General features: G+C 59.2%; 15 protein-coding genes and 2 pseudogenes. All 17 read left to right on the forward strand.

Features of this window, described 5'->3' with window-relative positions; all coding sequences use genetic code 11:
* Positions 1-263 precede the first annotated feature (263 nt).
* A complete protein-coding gene (gene cbl / locus HA41_RS17490; RefSeq protein ID WP_094121831.1) occupies positions 264-1,223 on the forward strand; it encodes an HTH-type transcriptional regulator Cbl in 960 nt (319 codons plus the stop codon).
* Between the two features lie 158 nt (positions 1,224-1,381).
* On the forward strand, positions 1,382-2,839 hold the full coding sequence (locus tag HA41_RS17495) for an NAD-dependent succinate-semialdehyde dehydrogenase (protein WP_094121832.1): 1,458 nt from the start codon (positions 1,382-1,384) through the stop codon (positions 2,837-2,839).
* A gap of 451 nt (positions 2,840-3,290) precedes the next feature.
* Complete coding sequence (locus HA41_RS17500; protein ID WP_094121833.1) at positions 3,291-4,760, forward strand: aldehyde dehydrogenase family protein; 1,470 nt, start codon at positions 3,291-3,293, stop codon at positions 4,758-4,760.
* A gap of 28 nt (positions 4,761-4,788) precedes the next feature.
* Positions 4,789-5,457 (forward strand): haloacid dehalogenase type II, encoded by a 669-nt coding sequence (locus tag HA41_RS17505; protein WP_094121834.1) that lies wholly within the window; start codon positions 4,789-4,791, stop codon positions 5,455-5,457.
* A gap of 10 nt (positions 5,458-5,467) precedes the next feature.
* On the forward strand, positions 5,468-6,745 hold the full coding sequence (locus tag HA41_RS17510; RefSeq protein WP_094121835.1) for an NAD(P)/FAD-dependent oxidoreductase: 1,278 nt from the start codon (positions 5,468-5,470) through the stop codon (positions 6,743-6,745).
* Between the two features lie 79 nt (positions 6,746-6,824).
* Positions 6,825-8,432 carry an ABC transporter substrate-binding protein gene (locus HA41_RS17515; RefSeq protein ID WP_094121836.1) on the forward strand — a complete coding sequence of 536 codons (1,608 nt, stop codon included), beginning with the start codon at positions 6,825-6,827 and terminating at the stop codon, positions 8,430-8,432.
* A gap of 27 nt (positions 8,433-8,459) precedes the next feature.
* On the forward strand, positions 8,460-9,416 hold the full coding sequence (locus HA41_RS17520) for an ABC transporter permease (protein ID WP_094121837.1): 957 nt from the start codon (positions 8,460-8,462) through the stop codon (positions 9,414-9,416).
* Positions 9,413-10,263 (forward strand): annotated as a pseudogene (locus tag HA41_RS17525) (ABC transporter permease). Before HA41_RS17520 ends, HA41_RS17525 begins: the two are co-directional and overlap by 4 nt.
* Positions 10,260-11,924, forward strand: a complete 1,665-nt coding sequence (locus tag HA41_RS17530) for an ABC transporter ATP-binding protein (RefSeq protein WP_094121838.1) — start codon at positions 10,260-10,262, stop codon at positions 11,922-11,924. The pseudogene HA41_RS17525 and the gene HA41_RS17530 overlap by 4 nt, the downstream one beginning before the upstream one ends.
* Before the next feature lie 151 nt (positions 11,925-12,075).
* Positions 12,076-13,406, forward strand: a pseudogene (locus HA41_RS17535) (NAD(P)/FAD-dependent oxidoreductase).
* A gap of 9 nt (positions 13,407-13,415) precedes the next feature.
* Positions 13,416-14,258, forward strand: a complete 843-nt coding sequence (locus tag HA41_RS17540; protein WP_094121839.1) for a GNAT family N-acetyltransferase — start codon at positions 13,416-13,418, stop codon at positions 14,256-14,258.
* Complete coding sequence (locus HA41_RS17545; RefSeq protein WP_094121840.1) at positions 14,258-15,184, forward strand: 2-hydroxyacid dehydrogenase; 927 nt, start codon at positions 14,258-14,260, stop codon at positions 15,182-15,184. Before HA41_RS17540 ends, HA41_RS17545 begins: the two co-directional genes overlap by 1 nt.
* Before the next feature lies 1 nt (position 15,185).
* Positions 15,186-16,319: a M20 aminoacylase family protein gene (locus HA41_RS17550; RefSeq protein WP_094121841.1), complete on the forward strand. Its 1,134-nt coding sequence runs from the start codon at positions 15,186-15,188 to the stop codon at positions 16,317-16,319.
* A gap of 113 nt (positions 16,320-16,432) precedes the next feature.
* Positions 16,433-17,749, forward strand: a complete 1,317-nt coding sequence (gene gabT / locus HA41_RS17555) for a 4-aminobutyrate--2-oxoglutarate transaminase (protein ID WP_094121842.1) — start codon at positions 16,433-16,435, stop codon at positions 17,747-17,749.
* A gap of 141 nt (positions 17,750-17,890) precedes the next feature.
* Complete coding sequence (locus HA41_RS17560; RefSeq protein ID WP_094121843.1) at positions 17,891-18,403, forward strand: Lrp/AsnC family transcriptional regulator; 513 nt, start codon at positions 17,891-17,893, stop codon at positions 18,401-18,403.
* Positions 18,404-18,751: 348 nt separating this feature from the next.
* Positions 18,752-19,198, forward strand: coding sequence for a GNAT family N-acetyltransferase (locus HA41_RS17565; protein WP_094121844.1), 447 nt, complete (start codon positions 18,752-18,754; stop codon positions 19,196-19,198).
* An 18-nt stretch (positions 19,199-19,216) separates the two neighbouring features.
* On the forward strand, positions 19,217-19,838 hold a 622-nt coding region (locus tag HA41_RS17570; protein ID WP_279627071.1), incomplete at its 3' end, for a hydantoinase/oxoprolinase N-terminal domain-containing protein.

A 19,838-nucleotide genomic window follows, 5' to 3' on the forward strand; every position in this document is an offset into this window, starting at 1 on the left:
CCTTGTCGGTCGCCGGCAGCGGCGGGCCTGAAACTGCCGCCGCCAGCCGGCGAACGAAACCCGCTCATAGCCCGTTCGTGCAGCGAACATCCTGTCTGCTGTGGAACGAAACCCTCTCCGGGCCCGTTCGCGCAGCGAACCCCAACCCTCATTCCCACCCCGTTATTCCCTAAAGTCATAAATCTGAATTTTTTAGTATTTCCTGTTATCAATAATAGTTCTTACCATCAATTCATCAGATTACGTAAAGGGAGGTGAATACCGTGAATTTCCAGCAACTTAAAATCATCCGCGAGGCGGCACGCTGTGAATTTAATTTAACGGAAGTCGCCAATACCCTATTTACGTCCCAGTCGGGTGTGAGCAGACATATTCGTGACCTTGAGGATGAACTGGGTGTGGAGATCTTTATCCGACGCGGCAAACGCCTGTTAGGCATGACCGAACCGGGGAAAGCCTTGCTGACCATCGCTGAGCGCATCCTCGATGAAGCCGGGAAAGTGCGACGGCTGGCCGATGTGTTTACCAATGAAACCAGCGGTATCCTGACGATTGCCACCACCCATACCCAGGCGCGCTACAGCCTGCCTAAGATCATTAAAGCCTTCCGTCAGCTCTATCCCAATGTCCGGCTGGAACTGAATCAGGGATCGCCGCAGGAAATTGTCAGTATGCTGCTGGCGGGCGAGGCGGATATTGGTATCGCCAGTGAAATGCTGGTCAACAACAGCAGCCTGGCGGCTTTCCCCTGGTTCAGCTGGCATCACGCTCTGCTGGTGCCGAAAGAGCATGAGCTGATGCAAAATCAGCCGGTATCGCTCAGCACCCTCAGCCGCTATCCGCTGATCACCTATCGGCAGGGCATTACCGGACGGTCGCGTGTCGATCGCGCGTTTGAGGCGGCCGGACTGAAACCGGATATTGTTCTCAGCGCGCAGGACTCCGACGTCGTGAAAACCTACGTCAGACTCGGTCTGGGAGTCGGTATACTGGCCGATCAGGCGTGCGAAACCGAAGAGAACGATGACCTGGTGCGCGTCGAGGCGACACACCTGTTTGATGCCAGCACCGTCTGGCTGGGTCTCAAGCGTGGCCAGTTGCAGCGTAACTATGTCTGGCAATTCCTTGAATTGTGCAACGCAAACCTGTCGCTGGAAGAGATCAAGCGCCAGGCACTCTCCTACGGTAATGAAGATGAACCGGTAATCGACTTCCAGATTTAACGCCGGCGCGCATCCGTTTGGATGCGCTTCTCACTGCACGGCATAAAATTTCTTTTCACGGCCAAAAACTCCTTTCCGGTTCTTTCTCCTCGCCGACAACAACATCCTGCGCTGACCCAGCGCGATAAAGTGGAATCAACTGACCACAAGGGGATGTTATGTCGCGACTACAACTGAAAGATAGCGATCTGCTGCGCCAGCAGGCGCTGTTCGCCGGACGCTGGCAGGGCGCACAGCAGGGCACCACGCTGCCGGTGACCGATCCTGCCACCGGCGAAACCATTGCTACTATTCCGGCGCTGGGGAAAACCGAGACTGAGCAGGCAATAGCGCATGCAGAATCGGTACGCGTTGCCTGGGGGAAAACGCCCAATGCCACGCGCGCGGCGCTGCTGGAAAAATGGCACCAGCTGATCATTGATCATGCTGACGATCTGGCGATGATCATGACCGCCGAGCAGGGCAAACCGCTGGCAGAAGCCAAAGGTGAAGTATTGTACGGTGCCAGCTTCGTTAAATGGTTCGCGGAAGAGGCGCGCCGTATCTACGGCGATACCATTCCGGCACCCAGCGATGATCGCCGTATTCTGGTGCTGAAACAGCCGGTTGGCGTGGCGGCAGCCATCACACCGTGGAACTTCCCGATTGCGATGATCACCCGCAAAGTAGCACCTGCGCTGGCCGCGGGCTGCCCGATCATCGTCAAACCCTCTGAACTGACGCCGCTCTCGGCGCTGGCGCTGGCGGTACTGGCGGAGCGCGCTGGCTTCCCGTCTGGCGTGCTGCAGGTGCTCACCGGCCTGCCGACGGAAATCGGTGAGACGCTGACCGCCAGCCGCACGGTGCGTAAAATCTCCTTCACCGGATCCACCCGGGTCGGGCAGTTGCTGATGCAGCAGAGCGCGGACAGCATCAAACGTCTCAGCCTTGAACTGGGCGGAAACGCGCCGTTAATCGTCTTTAACGATGCCGATATTGAGATAGCGGTGGCGGGCGTGATGATCAGCAAGTTCCGCAATGCCGGCCAGACCTGCGTCTGCGCCAACCGGATTCTGGTGCAGCGCGATATCTATCCGCAGTTCAGCACCCGACTGCTGGAGGCGGTCGCGACCCTGAAAGTTGGTGATGGCTTCACACCGGGCACCACCATTGGACCACTGATTAACGACCGGGCAGTAGAGAAAGTGAACGGTCATATTGACGATGCGCTGAGCCAGGGGGCCACGCTGCTGACCGGCGGCATCAGCCGTGGCAACGGCACCTTTGTTGAGCCAACGGTGCTGGGTAACGTCACCAGTAGCATGCGTATCGCCCATGAAGAAACTTTTGGCCCGGTCGCACCGCTGTTCATTTTCGATGATGAAGAGCAGGCAATTGCTATGGCGAATGACACGCCTTACGGTCTGGGGGCCTATTTCTTCACTGAAAATATCCGCCGGGCATGGCGGGTGGCGGAAGCGCTTGAGTTTGGCATGGTCGGCTTCAATACCGGGGCGATTTCATTAGAAGTCGCACCGTTTGGCGGAGTGAAATTATCCGGTATTGGCCGCGAAGGTTCACGTTATGGAATCGATGAGTATCTTGAGCAAAAAACTTTTCATATCGGCAGTCTCTGAATAACCTCAGAAGAGTAACCGCGTCAGCCTGTTTTTTTGGGCTGACGCTTTTTTTGCGCGAATCATTGTTACCGGCCGGCGTTAATTATCTGCACCCTGAATAACAGAGAAATTTATCAAGGATGTGAAGCAGGTCGATAATCTGGCGGTAAAATCTGTCGTCGGGTGCAACGCTGACTCATCGATATCCGTTATGGTGCAATTTCCGTGCACGTTGCACCCGCAGAGTGCATAAATTTTGTGAAGTAAATCATCTGTTTAATTGTTCGGCAATTCCGCAAAAATTCCTTCATCAATACGGCAGAAAATTTTTTTGCGCTGTTTTAAACGCATTTTTATTTTTTGTCCGGCTGGCATACTTTCTGCATTAGCTTATTAACGCGATAACTAAGCGCGGTTTAAAACGCTAATAAGTCAGCGAGCGACGGGTGTAACAAATAAGGATTCTTCCATGTTAAGTTTCGACCCTGAAAAAGTTTCTCTTCCGGTTGGTCATTATATTGGCGGCCAGCATCTTCAGAGCCAGGGGGCGCCCTTTGCGGTTAAGCGTCCCTCCGACAGCAAGGTTTACGCCACGCTGCATGACGCCACGCCGCAGGATGTTGATCACGCGGTCACCGTCGCGCATCAGGCGCTGAAAACCAGTGGCTGGTCAGGCTGCGCGCCACGTGAACGCGGTCGCGTATTACGGCGCTGGGCTGAGCTGATTGAGCAGGACCCGCTGCTGGCCCAGCTGGAAGCGCTCGGATCGACCCGGCCGATCAATGATGTGGTGCTGCACGAAATCCCGTTCACCGCCGAAGCGATTCGTTTTTATGCCGAATGCGCCGACAAATACAGCGGCGACCTGTTCCCGACCCGCGACAGCAGCCTCGGTATGCTGATTGCCGAACCCTACGGCGTAATCGGTGCCATCACCCCGTGGAATTTCCCGCTGTCGATGGCGTCATGGAAATGCGGGCCGGCGCTGGCAGCCGGCAATGCCGTGGTGCTTAAACCCTCTGAGCTGACCCCCTTTTCCACCGTACGGCTGGCTGAGCTGGCGATTCAGGCGGGCTTACCGGCCGGCGTGCTCAATATCGTGCAGGGCAGCGGGGCGGTAACCGGCAGTGCGCTGGTGAAACATCCGCTGGTACGCAAAGTCTCCTTTACCGGTTCGACCCTGACCGGCGCGCGCATCATGAGCGATGCGGCGCAGTTCGGCATGAAGCCGGTGACGCTGGAACTGGGCGGCAAAAGTCCGCAACTGGTGTTTGATGATGCCGGCGATCTTGAGATCCTGGCGCAGCGTATCCTGCGCGGTTTCACCGCCAATGGCGGACAGGCGTGCGTGGCGGGAACCCGTTTAATCGTGCAGCGCGGCATTGCTGATGCACTGACTGAGCGACTGGCACAGCTGTGTCGCGAAGTGAAACCAGGCGTCACCTGGCAAGAAGACAGCCGCTACGCGCCGCTGATCGATGACCGCCAGGGCAACAAAGTCTGTTCGGTGATTGAGGCCGCTAAAGCGCAGGGCGCTGAAGTGCTGGTGGGCGGCGAACGCTTTGCCGACACCGAAGGCGGCTGGTTCTGGCAGCCGACCTTACTGAGCCACGTCGCGCAGGATAATCCGGCGGTGCAGCAGGAAATTTTTGGTCCGGTGCTGACCATTCAGCCGTTCGACGATGAAGAGCAGGGCCTGGCGCTGGCGGCTCACGACACTTACGGCCTGTGTGCCGGGGTGCATACGCTCAGCCTGCCACGGGCACTGCGGGCAATACGTGCCCTGGACGCCGGTACCGTCTGGGTCAACCGCTATGGCCGCTCCGGCGATTTCATTATTCCGACCGGTGGCTTTCTCGGGTCAGGCATCGGGAAAGATTTAGGGCGTCAGGCGTTTCAGGCCTGCCAGCGCCAGAAAAGCGTACTGATCGATTTCTAAGCGCAACTGACTATGACGAGGTTATTACATGGCTCTGTTTAAACCGAAATACATCACGTTCGACTGTTACGGCACGCTGATTCTGTTCGACATGGCCGGTGCCGCGCAGCGTCGCTTTAGCGACCGCATCGACCCGGCGCAGATGCACGCTTTCACCACCGACTTCTCCAGCTATCGGCTCGACGAGGTGCTGGGCGCCTGGAAACCCTATTACGACGTGGTCAGTAATGCGCTGCAGCGCACCTGTAAAAAGTGGGGCGTCAGCTGGGACAAAGCCGACAGCGACTTTATCTACACCGACTGCGCCAGCTGGGGGCCGCATCCAGATGTGCCAGCCGGGCTGGCAAAAGTGGCAGAGGAGTTTCCGCTGGTGCTGCTGACTAATTCGATGAAGGACCTGATCCCGCATCATATTCCGCGCCTCGGTGCGCCAATCCATATGACGATTACTGCGGAAGAGGCGGGCGCGTATAAGCCGCAGATGAAAGGCTTCGAGTACATGCTGGAGAAACTCGACTGCCGGCCGGATGAGATCCTCCACGTCTCCTCCAGTTTCCGCTACGACCTGATGACCGCACACGATCTCGGCATCAAAAACAAAGTGTGGGTCAACCGCGGTCACGAACCGGCCAATCCGTACTATCAGTACACCGAAATTAAAGATATTGGCGGCCTGCCTGGCGTCGTTGGACTCTGAGGAAAGCGCCATGAAACTGGAATCGTTCTGGCAAGCCACCGCACCGGCCTTTAGCGGCACCGCGACCGGCCCACTGCCCTCACAGGCTGATGTGGTGGTGATTGGCGGCGGCTTCACCGGCGTCTCGGCGGCGCTCAGTCTGGCGCGCAGCGGCCTTAGCGTAGTGCTGCTGGAGAGCGGCGAGGTGATGAGTCAGGCTTCGTCGCGTAACGGTGGTCACTGCAATACCGGGGTGGCGCAGAACTTCGCCTCGCTGGTGGCGAGTCAGGGGCTGGAGCAGGCCAGTCGCTTCTATCAGGCTTTTGATGACGCGGTCAGCTACGTCGAACAGCTGGTGCAGGACGAACAGATTGACTGCGATTTCCGCCTGTGCGGCAAGCTCAAGCTCGCCAGCAAAGCGACTCATCTCGCCGGGCTGCGCGAAGCCGCTGAGCTGATGCGCCGCACGGTAGATCCGGAGATTGAACTGCTCGACAAAGCGGCCGTTCGCCAGGAGATCGGTAGTGATAATTTTCACGGCGGCCTGCTGCAAAAGCGCGGCGGCCAGATGCACATGGGCAAGTTTGGCGTTGGACTCGCCGAGGCGGCGGCCCGCAGCGGGGCGAAAATCTACCCGCATCATGCGGTGACCCGGCTGGAACGCCTTAATGGCTATCAGCATCGGGTACATACCGGGCAGGGCGAGATTCTGGCTGACAAAGTGCTGATGGCAACTGGCTGCTCCAACGTCGGCCCCTTTCCCTGGTTTCAGCGCCGCATCGTGCCGGTCGGCAGCTTTATCGTGGTCACCGAGGCGCTGGAGGAAGGGTTGCTGCGTCAGGTGTTACCGCACAATCGCACCTACGTCACCTCACTGAATATCGGTAACTACTTCCGCAGCACCGCCGATCGCCGGCTGGTATTCGGGGGCCGTGCCCGCTTTGCCGTCAGCAATCCAACCTCCGATTCGCGCAGCGGCGAGATCCTGCGCCAGGCGATGGTGCAGATGTTTCCTCAGCTCAGCAATACCCCGCTGGCCTACTGCTGGGGCGGTATGGTCGATATGACGGCTGACCGGTTACCCCATGCCGGTGAGCAGGATGGGGTGTTCTATTCGCTGGGCTACAGCGGCCACGGTACCCAGATGTCGGTATGGATGGGGCGGGTGATGGCCGATCTGCTGGCCGAAAAACAGACGGAAAACCCCTGGCAGCGCGCGACATGGCCTGCGCTGCCCGGTTATCACGGCAAGCCATGGTTTTTGCCCCTTGCCGGGCTCTATTACAAAGCAAAGGATCGCCTGTCATAAGTTCCCGCCGGCTCAGGCCACCTCCGGCCGCCGGAAGAGTTACTTCACGTTCGCTTGATGGTTTATTGAGGGTGTACAGATGAGCAAATTTGATAATAAAGAGCCTGACGCGGTTGATCCGGCACTGACGCGAATGATCACCGAAGGATCGCTGTCACGCCGTAGCCTGATGAAAATGCTCTCGGCTGGTGCGGTAATGAGCAGCGGTCTGATCGGCTTTTCCGGTGCGGCGCTGGCCGATGACAAGCCCGTCAAAGGCGGCAAACTGCGGGCAGCGATGTCTAACGCCTCCGCCACTGATACACTCGATCCGGCGAAAAGCAACAACAGCGCCGATTACACCCGTCAGTACATGTTTTACAGTGGCCTGACCGAGCTGGATAAAAGCCTGATGGCACAACCGGCGCTGGCCGAATCGCTGGAGTCCAGCGACGGGATCAGCTGGCATATCAAACTGCGGCAGGGTGTCACCTTCCACGACGGCAAACCGTTCACCGCCAAAGATGTGGTCTACTCGCTCAGCCGCCATAAAGATCCGGCGGTTGCCTCCAACGCCTTTAAGCTGGCCGATCAGTTCAAAACTATCAGTGCGGTCGGCGATCATGAGGTGCTGCTGGAGCTGGATAGCGCCAACTTCGATGTGCCTTACATGCTGGCGACGCCGCCGTTCCTGATGGTGCAGGATGGCACCAAAGATTTCAGCAAGGGCATCGGTACCGGTCCATTCATCTGCAAAGCCTTTATGCCGGGCGTGCGCTCGATCGGCACCCGCAACCCCAACTACTACAAGCCCGGTTTACCGCACCTGGATGAGATAGAGCTGATTGGCGTGACCGATGCGGCGGCGCGGGTCAATGCGCTGATGTCGGGCGATCTGCACATCGTCTCCACCCTGTCGGCGGCCGATTGCAAACGGATCAAGGCCACCAGCGACTTCGGCGTGCTGGAGAGCAAATCGGGCATGTACACCAACCTGATTGTGCGCACCGACGTCAAACCAGGCAGCAACGAAGATTTTGTGCTGGCGATGAAATATCTGCAGCCGCGTGAAATGCTGGTCAAAACCGTGCTGCAGGGCTACGGCGACGTCAGCAACGATACCCCGGTTCCGCCGTGGCATCCGCTCTACAACGCCGACCTCAAACCGCGCCCGCTCGACGTTGAAAAGGCGAAGTTCCACATCAAAAAAGCGGGCATGACCGGTTCTACGGTGGAGATCATTACTACCCCCAATATCGAAGGGGCGAATGAAGGCGGCCAGCTGATTCAGCAGATGGCGCGGGGGGCTGGCATCAACTTCAAAGTGCGACGCGTGCCGTATGACGGTTACTGGTCTTCGCACTGGACCAAAGATCCGGTGGGATACGGCTCGATAAATCCGCGACCGACGCTCGACATGCTGTTCTCACAGTTTTATCTCTCCAGCGCACCGAATAATGAATCGGGCTGGAAAAACGATCAGTTTGACCAGTTGGTGATTGCCGCCCGTGGCGAGCGCGATCAGGCAAAACGCAAACAGATGTATGGCGACATGCAGACGCTGATTTATGACCATTGCGGCACCATCATCCCGACCTTTATCAGCTCGACTGATGGTTACAGCAAAAAGGTGAAGGGCGTAGAGGCCTGGCCGTCGGGCATGATGATGGGCTATCGCTTCCATGAGTTTGCCTGGCTCGCGGCCTGATTGTTCACCTGAAGAAGGAGTACGCCGATGAACCGATACATGATGTTCCTGATTGCCCGGCGGGTGGGTGCCGGCATCCTGACTTTACTTATCGTCTCGGCGGTGGTGTTTTTTATCACCAGCCTGCTGCCAGGCGATGCGGCGCAGATGATTCTGGGGCAGAACGCCACGCCGGAGACGGTGGCAGCGTTACGTCAGCAGCTGGGCCTGGATCAGCCGCTGCTGATGCGCTACTTCAGCTGGCTGGCGGGCATGGTACAGGGGGACTTTGGTACCTCGTTTGCCAGCCATCTGCCGGTCTCGCAGCTGGTGGCGCAACGCATTCCGGCTACCTTTGAGCTGGCGGCGATCACCACCCTGATCTGCGTGCCGCTGGCCCTGATCATCGGCATCGTTGCGGCAATGAATCGCGGCACCCGCCTTGACCGGGCGCTGGTGATCGGCACTATGGCGACGGTGGCTGTGCCAGAGTTTCTGGTGGCGACGGTGGCGGTACTGATCTTTGCCGTCAAGCTGCACTGGGTGTCGGCGATGTCGTTCGGCAGCCCGGACAGCGATCTGCTGAGTTACCTCAAAGCCTATGCACTGCCGGTGCTGACTCTGTGCTGCGTGCTGGTGGCGCAGATGGCGCGCATGACGCGGGCGGCGATCATCAACCAGCTCGATAGCCCTTATCTGGAGATGGCGCTGCTGAAAGGGGTCTCACCCCTGCGGGCGGTGTTGCGTCACGCGCTGCCGAATGCGGTCGGGCCGATTGCCAATGCTATTTCACTCAGTCTCTCCTATCTGTTCGGCGGCGTGATCATTATCGAAACCATCTTCAGCTATCCCGGCCTCGCCAGTCAGCTGGTCGACGCGGTCAGTAACCGCGACCTGCCGGTGGTGCAGCTCTGCGTGATGTTATTTGCTGCCTGTTACCTGGTGCTGCTGCTGGCGGCTGATGTCCTGACCATTGCCTTTAACCCTAAATGGAGAAGCGCATGAACAGACTCCTGCTTCCCGTCCGTTTTTTCCAGTCGCTCTCCTGGTCAGGTCGGCTGGGGCTACTGATGTCGCTGTTCTGGCTGCTGATGGCGGCATTCGGCACCCAGCTGGCACCGCACAGTATTGATGATATCGGCGGTGGCCCGCTGATGGGTGGGCTGACGCCCGATAACCTGCTGGGTACCGACTATCTTGGGCGTGACATGCTGAGCCGTATTCTCTACGGTGCGAAGTTCTCGATCGGGCTGGCGCTCAGTGCCGCGCTGCTGGCCAGCCTGATTGGCACCCTGCTGGCGCTGCTGGCGGCGGTGGCCGGTCGCTGGCTGGAAGAGTTGCTTGGCCGCGTCAATGATGCGCTGCTGGTGCTGCCGGGCAAAGTGCTGTCGCTGATGATTGTGGCGGTATTCGGCTCGTCGCTGCCGATGCTGATCCTGACAGCGGTCTTCACCTACTGGCCGGGCGCATTCCGTATCGCTTTCGCTATGGCCAGCACGCTACGTAGCATGGATTATGTTCGCGCCTCACGGTTACGCGGTGAAAGCCGCTGGTACATCGCGATTCACGACATTCTGCCCAATATGGTGCACCCGATGCTGACCGATTTTGGCCTGCGTTTTGTCTACATCGTGCTGCTGTTAAGCGGCCTGAGTTTCCTCGGACTGGGCGTTCAGCGCCGTATGCCGACTGGGGCACGCTGGTGCGTGAAAATATCCAGGGACTGTTTGACGGCTCGCCCGCAGTGTTGATGCCGGCGCTGGCGATTGCCAGCCTGACTATCGGGGCCAACCTGTTTATCGACAGCCTGCAGGCGATGCGTCCGATGACGCTGGCGAAGGAGGGAGCATGAACGTGACGCCACATACTGCAATGCCGGTGATTTCGGTCGATAAGCTGCGGGTTACCGCGCAGACCGATCGCGGCGAAGAGATCGATCTGGTCTCCGACATTCACTTTACCGTCCAGAAGGGCGAAGTGCTGGCGCTGATTGGCGAATCCGGCTCGGGGAAAACCACCATCGCCATGGCGATGATGGGCTATGCCCGCAGCGGCTGCCGTATCGCCGAAGGCAATATTCACGTGGCGGGCACCGACGTCAACAGCCTGTCACCGGGCCAGCTGCGCGCCTTTCGCGGTAATAAAGTCTCGTATATTGCCCAGAGCGCCGCCGCCTCCTTCAATCCCGGCATGAAGATTCTTGATCAGGTGATCGAGCCGGTGGTGATCCACGGCACCATGACCCGCAAAGCGGCCAGAGCTAAGGCGATTGGCCTGTTTCGTGAACTGGCGCTGCCCGACCCGGATACCATTGGCGACCGCTTTCCGCATCAGGTTTCCGGCGGGCAGCTGCAACGGCTGATGACGGCGATGGCGCTGATTGGCGATCCGGACGTGGTGATCCTCGACGAACCGACCACCGCGCTGGACGTCACCACCCAGGTGGAGGTGCTCAAAGCGTTCCGTCGCGTGGTGGCCCAGCGTGGGGTGACGGCTATTTACGTCAGCCACGATCTGGCCGTGGTGGCGCAGATGGCAGATCGGATTCTGGTACTGCTGCGCGGAAAGATGGCGGAGTATGGCACCACCGCGCATCTGATTGGCGCACCGCAGGCGGAATACACGCGCCTGCTGATGGAGGCGGCACGGCAGAAAGAGCGCCCCAGCAACTGGTGTCCGGTCGCGGCCGATGTCCAGCCTCTGCTGGAGGTACGCGATCTGAATGCAGGCTACGGTCCGCGCGGCAGCGACGGCCACCCGAAAGTGCGCATCCTTGAAGAGATCAACCTGAAACTGTGGAAGGGGCAGGCCATCGGCATCATTGGCGAGTCGGGTTCCGGTAAAACCACGCTGGCACACGCCATCGCCGGGCTGAATGCGCCGAGTCATGGCCATATTCTGTTCAACGGCCACTACATTGCTGGCGATATGCACAAACGCCCTGACAACGAGTTGCGTCGCATTCAGTATGTGTTCCAGATGGCGGATACCGCCCTGAATCCGGCGCACAGCGTGGAGCAGATCCTGTCGCGTCCGCTGACGCTGTTTCATGGACTGAGCGGGGCGGCCCGGCAACAGCGGCTCTGGCAACTGCTGGATCTGGTCAAATTGCCGCGCAGCGTGTTATGGCGTCGCCCGTGGGCACTGTCCGGCGGACAGAAACAGCGGGTGAATCTGGCGCGGGCGCTGGCAGCCGAACCGGATCTGATCCTGTGCGATGAAGTGACCTCGGCACTGGATACCGTGGTGGCCGCCGCGGTACTGGACTTAATCAGTGAACTGCGCCGCGAACTCGGCCTGTCAGTGATCTTTATCAGCCATGATATGCATGCGGTACGCGCGGTATGCGATGAAATCGTGGTGATGAAGAGCGGACGTATCGTCACCCAGCTGGCGCGCAACGATTACGATAAGCCAACCACAGAACTCTATTTCGAGCGGCTGAAGCGGGCCGTGCCGGAACTGCGGCAGGGCTGGCTGGATGAGCATGAAGAGGTGCTGAAAGCGGAGTAAGGCTGTGGCGCGATACGGCCCACAGCAGCAAAGAGGTCCCTGAGAAAATGTGACAACGTCTCTGCCCGCCGTGGCAGAGGCGCGAAGCAGGAAGTGGCCGCTCTACCGGGCCGCGTTCTGCCTGATAACCAATAACAGAGGTAGCAATGTTATGCCTGCACCGATTCGTTATGTACAGGACAGTGCAAACTTTCCGGAGACCGCCGATGTGGTGGTGATTGGCGCCGGTATCGCCGGGGCTGCCGCCACCTGGGAGCTGGCAAAACAGGGGCTCAGGGTGGTGTTAATCGAAAAAGGGCTGGTGGGGGCAGAGCAATCGAGCCGCAACTGGGGCTGGTGCCGTCAGCAAAACCGTGATGAGCGCGAATTGCCGCTGATCATCTATGCCCTGCAACGCTGGGGCGAACTCAATGCCGAAACCGGTGAAGAGCTCGGTTTTCGCCGCAGTGGGCTGGTCTACGCTACTCAGATTGAAGCGGATATCGCCGCGTGGGAGAAGTGGGGCCAGATGGCGAAAAGCTACGGCGTCCGCAGCGATATTCTCACCGCCGAACAGGCGAAAGCGATGACGCCAGGCAGCACTACCGCCTGGCGTGGTGGTGTCTCATCCCCACCGATGGCCATGCCGAACCGCGCCTTGCCGCACCTGGCCTGGTGATTGGCGCGCAGAAGCACGGCGCGCTGGTATTTCAGCAGTGTGCGGTACGCGGGCTGGATATTGCCGCAGGCCGGGTCAGCGGCGTCTGGACCGAGCGCGGCCTGATCAAAACCAGCCGGGTCATCTGTGCCGCGGGTGCCTGGACTTCCATGTTCTGTCGCCGTCACGGTATCGATCTGCCGCTTGGCAACGTGATCGGCACCGCCTTTCGCACCCAGCCGATTGAACAGGCGATTGCCATGCCGCTCTATACGCCGGGCTTCGCCTGTCGGCCACAGCTGGATGGCAGCTACACCGTATCGGTCTCCGGACGCGGGCGGCTGGAGCCAGGCGCGCAGGGGCTGCGCTATGCCCGCCAGTTCTATCCGACCTTTAAAAGCCGGCGTAAAAATCTCACCCTGAACCTCGGTATCACGCCGTTCTTCAACGGCCCGGAAGCGATGGGACGCTGGGAATTTGATCGCATGTCGCCCTTTGAGCGGATGCGGATTCTCGATCCGGCGGCCGATGCACACATTGTTGAAGAGGGGCTGGCCGCAATGCGCCGTGAATACCCGGCGCTGGCGAATCTGAAGCTGGCCCAGTCCTGGGGCGGCATGATCGACAGCACCCCGGACGCGATTCCGGTGATCTCGACGGTGGCGAAACTGCCCGGCCTGGTGTTATCCGCCGGCTACAGCGCGCACGGCTTCGGCATCGGACCGGGTGCCGGACGGCTGGCTGCCGACCTCGCCACCGACGCGACCCCGATCGTTGATCCCCGACCTTACCGCTACAGCCGTCTGGTCGACGGCAGCGGATTAGAAACCCCCGGCATGATGTAAGGAGACTCCATGAGCATAACGCTACGTGCAATGACGCCAGACGATCTCGATACCTGCTACGCGATGACCCAGGCGCTGAAATGGCCGCATCGCCGCGAAGACTGGCAGCTGGCGTTGCAATTAGGTGAGGGTACGGTGATTGAGGAGCAGGGCAAACTGATCGCCAGCGCGTTGCTGTGGCGCTGGGGCGAACAGATGGCGACCGTCGGCCTGGTGATCGTCGATAATCAGCAGCAGGGACGGGGTCTCGGTAAACAGCTGATGCTGGCGCAACTGGAAAAACTTCCCGGCTACAACGTGCGTCTGCATGCAACGGAAATGGGCAAGGGGCTGTATGAAAAGCTCGGGTTTGTCAGCTGCGGTGAGATTCGCCAGCATCAGACCCGCTCACTGGAGAGGGTACCGCCAATCACAGTGCCTGCCGGACTGGAACTGCGTCGCGCCACCGAGGCCGACAAATCACGGCTGGTGGCGCTGGATTACCAGGCGCACGGGATGCACCGTCCGGCGCTGTTTGATCATCTGCTCAGCGACACGCAGACCCTGCTGTTGCAGGATGCAGACCAGCAAATCCACGGTTTCGCCAGCCTGCGCCGCTTTGGTCACGGCTGGGCGATTGGCCCGGTCATCGCCGATGATTTCCCGGTGGCGCAGGCGCTGGTCGCCGCGCTGATGCAGGCGCTGCGCGGCGAGTTTCTGCGTATTGATACCGAGGCCACTCTGCCGCTGGCTGCCTGGCTCAGCACGCTGGGGCTGGAACAGGTTGACGCGCCGACCACCATGGTGCGCGGAACGCCCTGGACGCCGCAGGGGATGCAGGCGTTTGGCCTGATGACGCAGGCGATGGCCTGATGCAGATAGTCTATAAATCTGAGCCGGAACGCGGCCGGCTGTGGCAACGCTGGCTGGCGCAGCAGGCGCCCGATATTCAGCTGCATATCTGGCCGGAAACCGGTGATCCGGATCAGGTTGAGGCGCTGATCGCCTGGCAGCCGCCCGCCGATATCACCGCCTGTTTTCCTCATCTGAAGCTGCTGTTCTCCGTTGGTGCCGGTGCCGATCAGTTTGACCTCAATGCTCTGCCACCCGATTTGCCGGTGGTGAGGATGATTGAGCCGGGGCTTACCCAGGGCATGGTCGAATATGTCACCTTTGCGGTGCTCGGCCTGCATCGTGATATGCCGCGCTATTTCCAGCAGCAACGCCAGCAACAATGGCTGGCGCACAGTGCGCTGCCCGCTGCGCAGCGTCGGGTCGGGGTAATGGGAATGGGTGAACTGGGTCAGGCGGTGTTGCGACAGTTGGTGGCGCTGGGCTTTGACTGCGCGGGCTGGAGCCGGACGCCACGTCAGTTCACTGGCGTGCGCTGCTGGCACGGCGACGACCAGCTGGCCGATTTTCTGGCGCACAGCGACATTCTGGTCTGCCTGCTGCCGCTGACTACCACTACCCACGGCTTGCTCAATAGCGCTCTGTTCAATCAGCTGCCCTATGGTGCCGCGCTGGTGCAGGCGGGTCGCGGTCCGCAGCTGAATCACGACCATCTGCTGCTGGCGCTGAAGAGCGGTCAGCTGCGCGCGGCGGTGATTGACGTCACCGATCCGGAACCCTTACCGGCGGATCATCCCTTCTGGCAACATCCTGCGATCTGGCTGACGCCACACATCGCCAGCCAGACCCAAAACGACAGCGCGATTGCTGCCCTGCTGGATAACCTGCGCCGCTATCAGCATGGGGAGCCGCTGCACGGGCTGATTGACCGTACGCGAGGATATTAAAATGGATCATTTAGTCGCGCTGCGTCGCGATCTGCACGCCCACCCGGAAACCGGTTTTAATGAACAGCGCACCAGCGATATCGTGGCCGCCTTTTTGCAACAACTCGGCATTGAGGTTCATCGCGACATCGGTAAAACCGGCGTTGTCGGGGTGCTGAGAAAGGGCAGCAGCGCACGCATGATCGGGCTGCGTGCCGATATGGATGCGCTGCCGATGCAGGATCAGGGTGACGCGGTGTGGAAAAGCCAGGTGGAGCAGGTCAGTCACGCCTGCGGTCACGATGGTCACACCGTGATGCTGCTGGGTGCGGCGGAACAACTGGCACGCGACATCCCGTTTGATGGCAGCGTCTGCTTTATTTTTCAGCCCGCTGAAGAGGGACTGGCCGGGGCGAAGGCGATGATCGACGACGGGTTGTTCAGTCGTTTCCCCTGTGACGCGGTTTACGCGATCCACAACTGGCCGGAACTGCCGCTGGGCAGGGTACAGACCCGGCCTGGCCCGATTATGGCGGCGGCCGATCGCTTTGACATCCGGGTGATCGGCGAGGGCGGCCACGCGGCGCAGCCACACCTGACACGCGATACCCTGCTGGCAACCAGTGAACTGGTGGTGCAGCTCAATACGCTGGTGGCACGGGCGCTCGACCCCTGCGAAACCGGGCTGTTAACCGTTACCCGCATGCAGGGCGGCTTCTCACACAACATGATCCCGGCCGAAGCCAGCCTGACCGGCACGGTTCGCACCTTTAATCCGGCGGCACAGGCGACGCTGGAAGCACGGCTGCGCCAGATGGCAGAACATATTACTGCCGCGCACGGCCTGCGCGCGGAGGTCAGCTATCACCGTTACTACCCGGCGACTATTAACAGTGCCGCTGAAGCGCAGTTTTGTTTGCAGGCGCTCAGTCAGGCGGGCATTCCGGCGGACCTCGCGCCGCAGCCCGCACTCACCTCAGAAGATTTCGCCTTTATGTTGCAGGCGCGTCCCGGCGCTTATCTGTGGCTGGGATCGGCACCCAGCAAGCCGCTGCATCATGCTGCCTATGACTTTAACGACGCGCTGATCCCGCACGGCATTCAGGTGTTTGTCGCACTGATTCGACAGGCACTGGCAGAGAAATTTCCCTGCTGAAAGCAGCACGATTTTAACAGGAAATGCCGCTGCCTGCGGAATTACGGCAGCGTAAGAAACCAACGGGTTGCGATACTTGAGCCAACCGAACGTTACGTGGATGAGGGTTTAAAATGCAGAATGTCATGGCAGAGCAGCAAGCATACTCCGATAACAGCCTGTTACTGGATGCACGCGAGCAGAACGTGCCGCGTGGCGTGGTCACCGCACATCCGTTGGTGATCGAGCGCGCTAAAGGCAGCGAAGTGTGGGACGTGGAAGGCAATCGCTATCTCGACTTCGTGGGCGGTATCGGCGTGCTGAATGTCGGTCATAACCATCCGGCGGTGGTCAACGCCGTCACCCGTCAGTTGGGTATGGTATCCCATGCCTGTTTTCAGGTGGTCGCCTATCCGGGCTACATCACGCTGGCCCAGCGGTTGAACAAGCTGGTGGGCGGGGATGAGGCCTATAAAAGCGTCTTTTTCACCAGCGGTGCCGAAGCAGTAGAAAATGCGGTGAAGATTGCCCGTTCGCACACCCAGCGCCCCGGCATCATCGCCTTTGATGGCGCTTTTCATGGGCGTACGCTGCTGGGCGTGACCCTGACCGGCATGTCTGCGCCCTACAAACAGAATTTTGGTCCGTTCCCCGGCGATATCTATCGCCTCCCGTTTCCCAATCCGCTGCATGGCATCACCGAAGCGGACTGCCTGAAGGCACTGGATCAGTTGTTCGCGGTGCAGATCCTGCCGGAGCGTGTTGCGGCGATCATCATCGAGCCGGTGCAGGGTGATGGCGGCTTCCTGCCTGCCGGACCGGCGTTTATGCAGGCGCTGCGCCGCATCACTGCGCAGCACGGCATCCTGCTGATTTGTGATGAAGTACAGACCGGCTTTGGCCGCACCGGCAAAATGTTCGCCTTCCAGCATCTCGACATCAAACCCGATCTGGTCACCCTGGCGAAAAGCCTTGGCGGCGGCCTGCCGATTTCCGGCGTCGTCGGGCGGGCAGAGATCATGGATGCGCCAACGCCTGGCGGACTCGGCGGCACCTATGGCGGCAATGCGCTGGGCTGTGCTGCGGCGCTGGCGGTACTGGATCTGTTCGAACAGGACAATCTGTTACAGCGCTCCTGCCAGCTTGGCGAACAGCTCAATGCACGTCTGCGGCAGCTGGCGGATAAATATGCCTGCATTGGCGACGTGCGCGGCATCGGCTTTATGCAGGCGGTGGAGATTCTGGATTTCGAAACCGGACGGCCCGATGCGGCACTGACCCAGAAGATTCTCGACAGCGCCTGTCAGGAAGGTCTGTTGCTGATCAAATGCGGGCTGCATCGAAACACCATCCGATTCCTGGCACCGCTGGTCACCACTGACTCGCAACTGGAAGAAGCGCTGCATATCTTCGATATTGCGCTGGCCCGTGCCACAGGACGGTTAGGGTAAAGTCCGCTTCCTCATTGATATTGTTGGAGTAATTTGAAAACCTCCCGCTGGTATAACCACTGCTTAGCGCTGGCGCGTTTACCGTAAAGCGTGTTATATCTTCGGGAGGTTCTGCACATTTGATTAACAATGAGGGGTGCTATGAACGGCTTAATGAAACTCGACCGCATCGACATCAACATCCTGGTGCAACTCCAGAAAGATGGCCGTATCAGCAACGTTAACCTCGCCGATGCAGTAGGCCTTTCCCCCAGCCCCTGTCTGCAACGGGTCAAGCGTCTGGAACAGGCGGGCTTTATCACCGGTTACGAAGCGCACATCAACCTCACGCGCATTACGGATTCAGTGACGGTGTTTACCGAAGTGACCCTCTCCGGCCATCGCCGCGAAGATTTTATGAAATTTGAAAGTGCGATGCGCGACGTCGATGAATTGATGGAGTGTCATCTGATTACCGGCGGTTACGACTATTTGCTGCGTTTTATAACCCGCAGTATTGAGCACTACCAGGAAGTGATTGAGAAGATGCTCGACGCACAGATCGGCATCGATAAGTACTTCAGTTATATCGTCATTAAATCACCCATCATGAAAAGCAGCGTGCCGTTGCGCTCGCTGATCAGTAAACAGAATTCGGTGGAGTTTGGGGTGTAGCGGGTGATTTCTGGTGGCTTATCCCCGCCTTCCCTCAGCATGGGGGGAAGAGGGGAAGCGCTTCCCCGCTGCCGTTGTTCGCCGTTACTCATCTGCTTTAGCCCGTACTGCCTGCAGCCACACCTGATTCACCGCCGTCTGTCCCCCTGCCAACTCAACCTGTTTTTACTGCGGTGACGCTCAGCGGTCATACTGCTGGCCTTGCCTGACACGCAACAAAACTGCCCGCAGCATAAAATTTCTTTCCTCGCTGAAATTCAGCCGCTAAAACCCCTTCTGATACGCGCTACAGTCTTAACCGTTCCGCAAACCCTTTTACACTGATTTCAACCGATACAAGGAGTTGCCATGAATTCATTCATGATTGCTGACCAGCAATGGCAGCGTGATGCGTTTACCGTCTCCACTGCACGTCAGCGACTGGACCTCGGCTGGGTCCACCGCCAGCTGGCTGAAAAATCTTACTGGGCGCAGGGCCAGCCGCGGGCTAAAACCGAGCGGGCGATTGCCAGTTCATTGCCGTTTAGCCTCTATCACCAGCAGGCGCAGATCGGTTTTGCCCGGCTGATCACTGACTACACCCGTTTTGGCTGGCTGTGCGATGTGATGATCGATGAGAACTGGCGCGGGCACGGGCTGGGTAGCTGGCTGGCCACCTGCGTCCGTGAACATCCCGAGCTGCAAACGGTGCACCGCTGGATGCTGTCAACCCGTGATGCCCATCAGGTCTACCAGCGACTCGGCTGGCGTGTGGTGCAGGATCCACAGACGCTGATGGAATTTCCTCCCTCCTGACTCTGGAGTTAACCTGAGATGCGATACCGTGTTGGCGTGGATATTGGCGGATCTTTTACCGATTTCGCCGTGCTCGATCAGCAAACCAATCAGATTCATACCCTTAAAGTCCTGTCGCGGCCGGATCAGCCGGGCAGCGAAATCGTCACCGGGCTGGCGCAGTTTCAGCAGCGCGATGGCATTGAACCGGCAGAGATTGGCTATTTTACCCACGGCACCACGGTCGGGATCAACGCGGTGATCCAGCGGCGCGGCGTGCGGCTGGCGCTGTTTGCCACTGAAGGCTTCTGCGATGTGCTGGAGCTGGCGCGGCTGAAAATTCCGCATATCCATGATCTCTTTTCGCGGCGTCCCGCGCCGCTGATTAGCCGCGATCGGGTGTTTGCCATCCGCGAACGCAGCGACTGTCACGGCAATGTGCTGCAAGAGGTCGATCGCCAGAGCGTGCTGGATGCGATAGAGCAGGCGCGTGCCGCGGGCTGTCAGGGCATTGTGGTTTCGCTGCTGCACAGTTACCGCAACCGGCACAATGAAGCCACAGTGAAAGCGATTATCGACGAAGTGGCACCGGAGCTGCTGACCTCCTGTTCGGCTGATATCTGGCCAATTATCCGCGAATATGAACGCACCATCACCGCCA

It is taken from the genome of Pantoea conspicua (assembly GCF_002095315.1).
GTDB classification, from domain to species: Bacteria; Pseudomonadota; Gammaproteobacteria; order Enterobacterales; family Enterobacteriaceae; genus Pantoea; species Pantoea conspicua.

What these genes read in the sequence shown, in the direction of transcription:
- HA41_RS17495 (WP_094121832.1), top strand. Translation starts at nt 1,382, where the DNA reads ATGTCGCGACTACAACTGAAAGATAGCGATCTGCTGCGCCAGCAGGCG.
- HA41_RS17500 (WP_094121833.1), top strand. Translation starts at nt 3,291, where the DNA reads ATGTTAAGTTTCGACCCTGAAAAAGTTTCTCTTCCGGTTGGTCATTAT.
- HA41_RS17505 (WP_094121834.1), top strand. Translation starts at nt 4,789, where the DNA reads ATGGCTCTGTTTAAACCGAAATACATCACGTTCGACTGTTACGGCACG.
- HA41_RS17510 (WP_094121835.1), top strand. Translation starts at nt 5,468, where the DNA reads ATGAAACTGGAATCGTTCTGGCAAGCCACCGCACCGGCCTTTAGCGGC.
- HA41_RS17515 (WP_094121836.1), top strand. Translation starts at nt 6,825, where the DNA reads ATGAGCAAATTTGATAATAAAGAGCCTGACGCGGTTGATCCGGCACTG.
- HA41_RS17520 (WP_094121837.1), top strand. Translation starts at nt 8,460, where the DNA reads ATGAACCGATACATGATGTTCCTGATTGCCCGGCGGGTGGGTGCCGGC.
- HA41_RS17530 (WP_094121838.1), top strand. Translation starts at nt 10,260, where the DNA reads ATGAACGTGACGCCACATACTGCAATGCCGGTGATTTCGGTCGATAAG.
- HA41_RS17540 (WP_094121839.1), top strand. Translation starts at nt 13,416, where the DNA reads ATGAGCATAACGCTACGTGCAATGACGCCAGACGATCTCGATACCTGC.
- HA41_RS17545 (WP_094121840.1), top strand. Translation starts at nt 14,258, where the DNA reads ATGCAGATAGTCTATAAATCTGAGCCGGAACGCGGCCGGCTGTGGCAA.
- HA41_RS17550 (WP_094121841.1), top strand. Translation starts at nt 15,186, where the DNA reads ATGGATCATTTAGTCGCGCTGCGTCGCGATCTGCACGCCCACCCGGAA.
- gabT (WP_094121842.1), top strand. Translation starts at nt 16,433, where the DNA reads ATGCAGAATGTCATGGCAGAGCAGCAAGCATACTCCGATAACAGCCTG.
- HA41_RS17560 (WP_094121843.1), top strand. Translation starts at nt 17,891, where the DNA reads ATGAACGGCTTAATGAAACTCGACCGCATCGACATCAACATCCTGGTG.
- HA41_RS17565 (WP_094121844.1), top strand. Translation starts at nt 18,752, where the DNA reads ATGAATTCATTCATGATTGCTGACCAGCAATGGCAGCGTGATGCGTTT.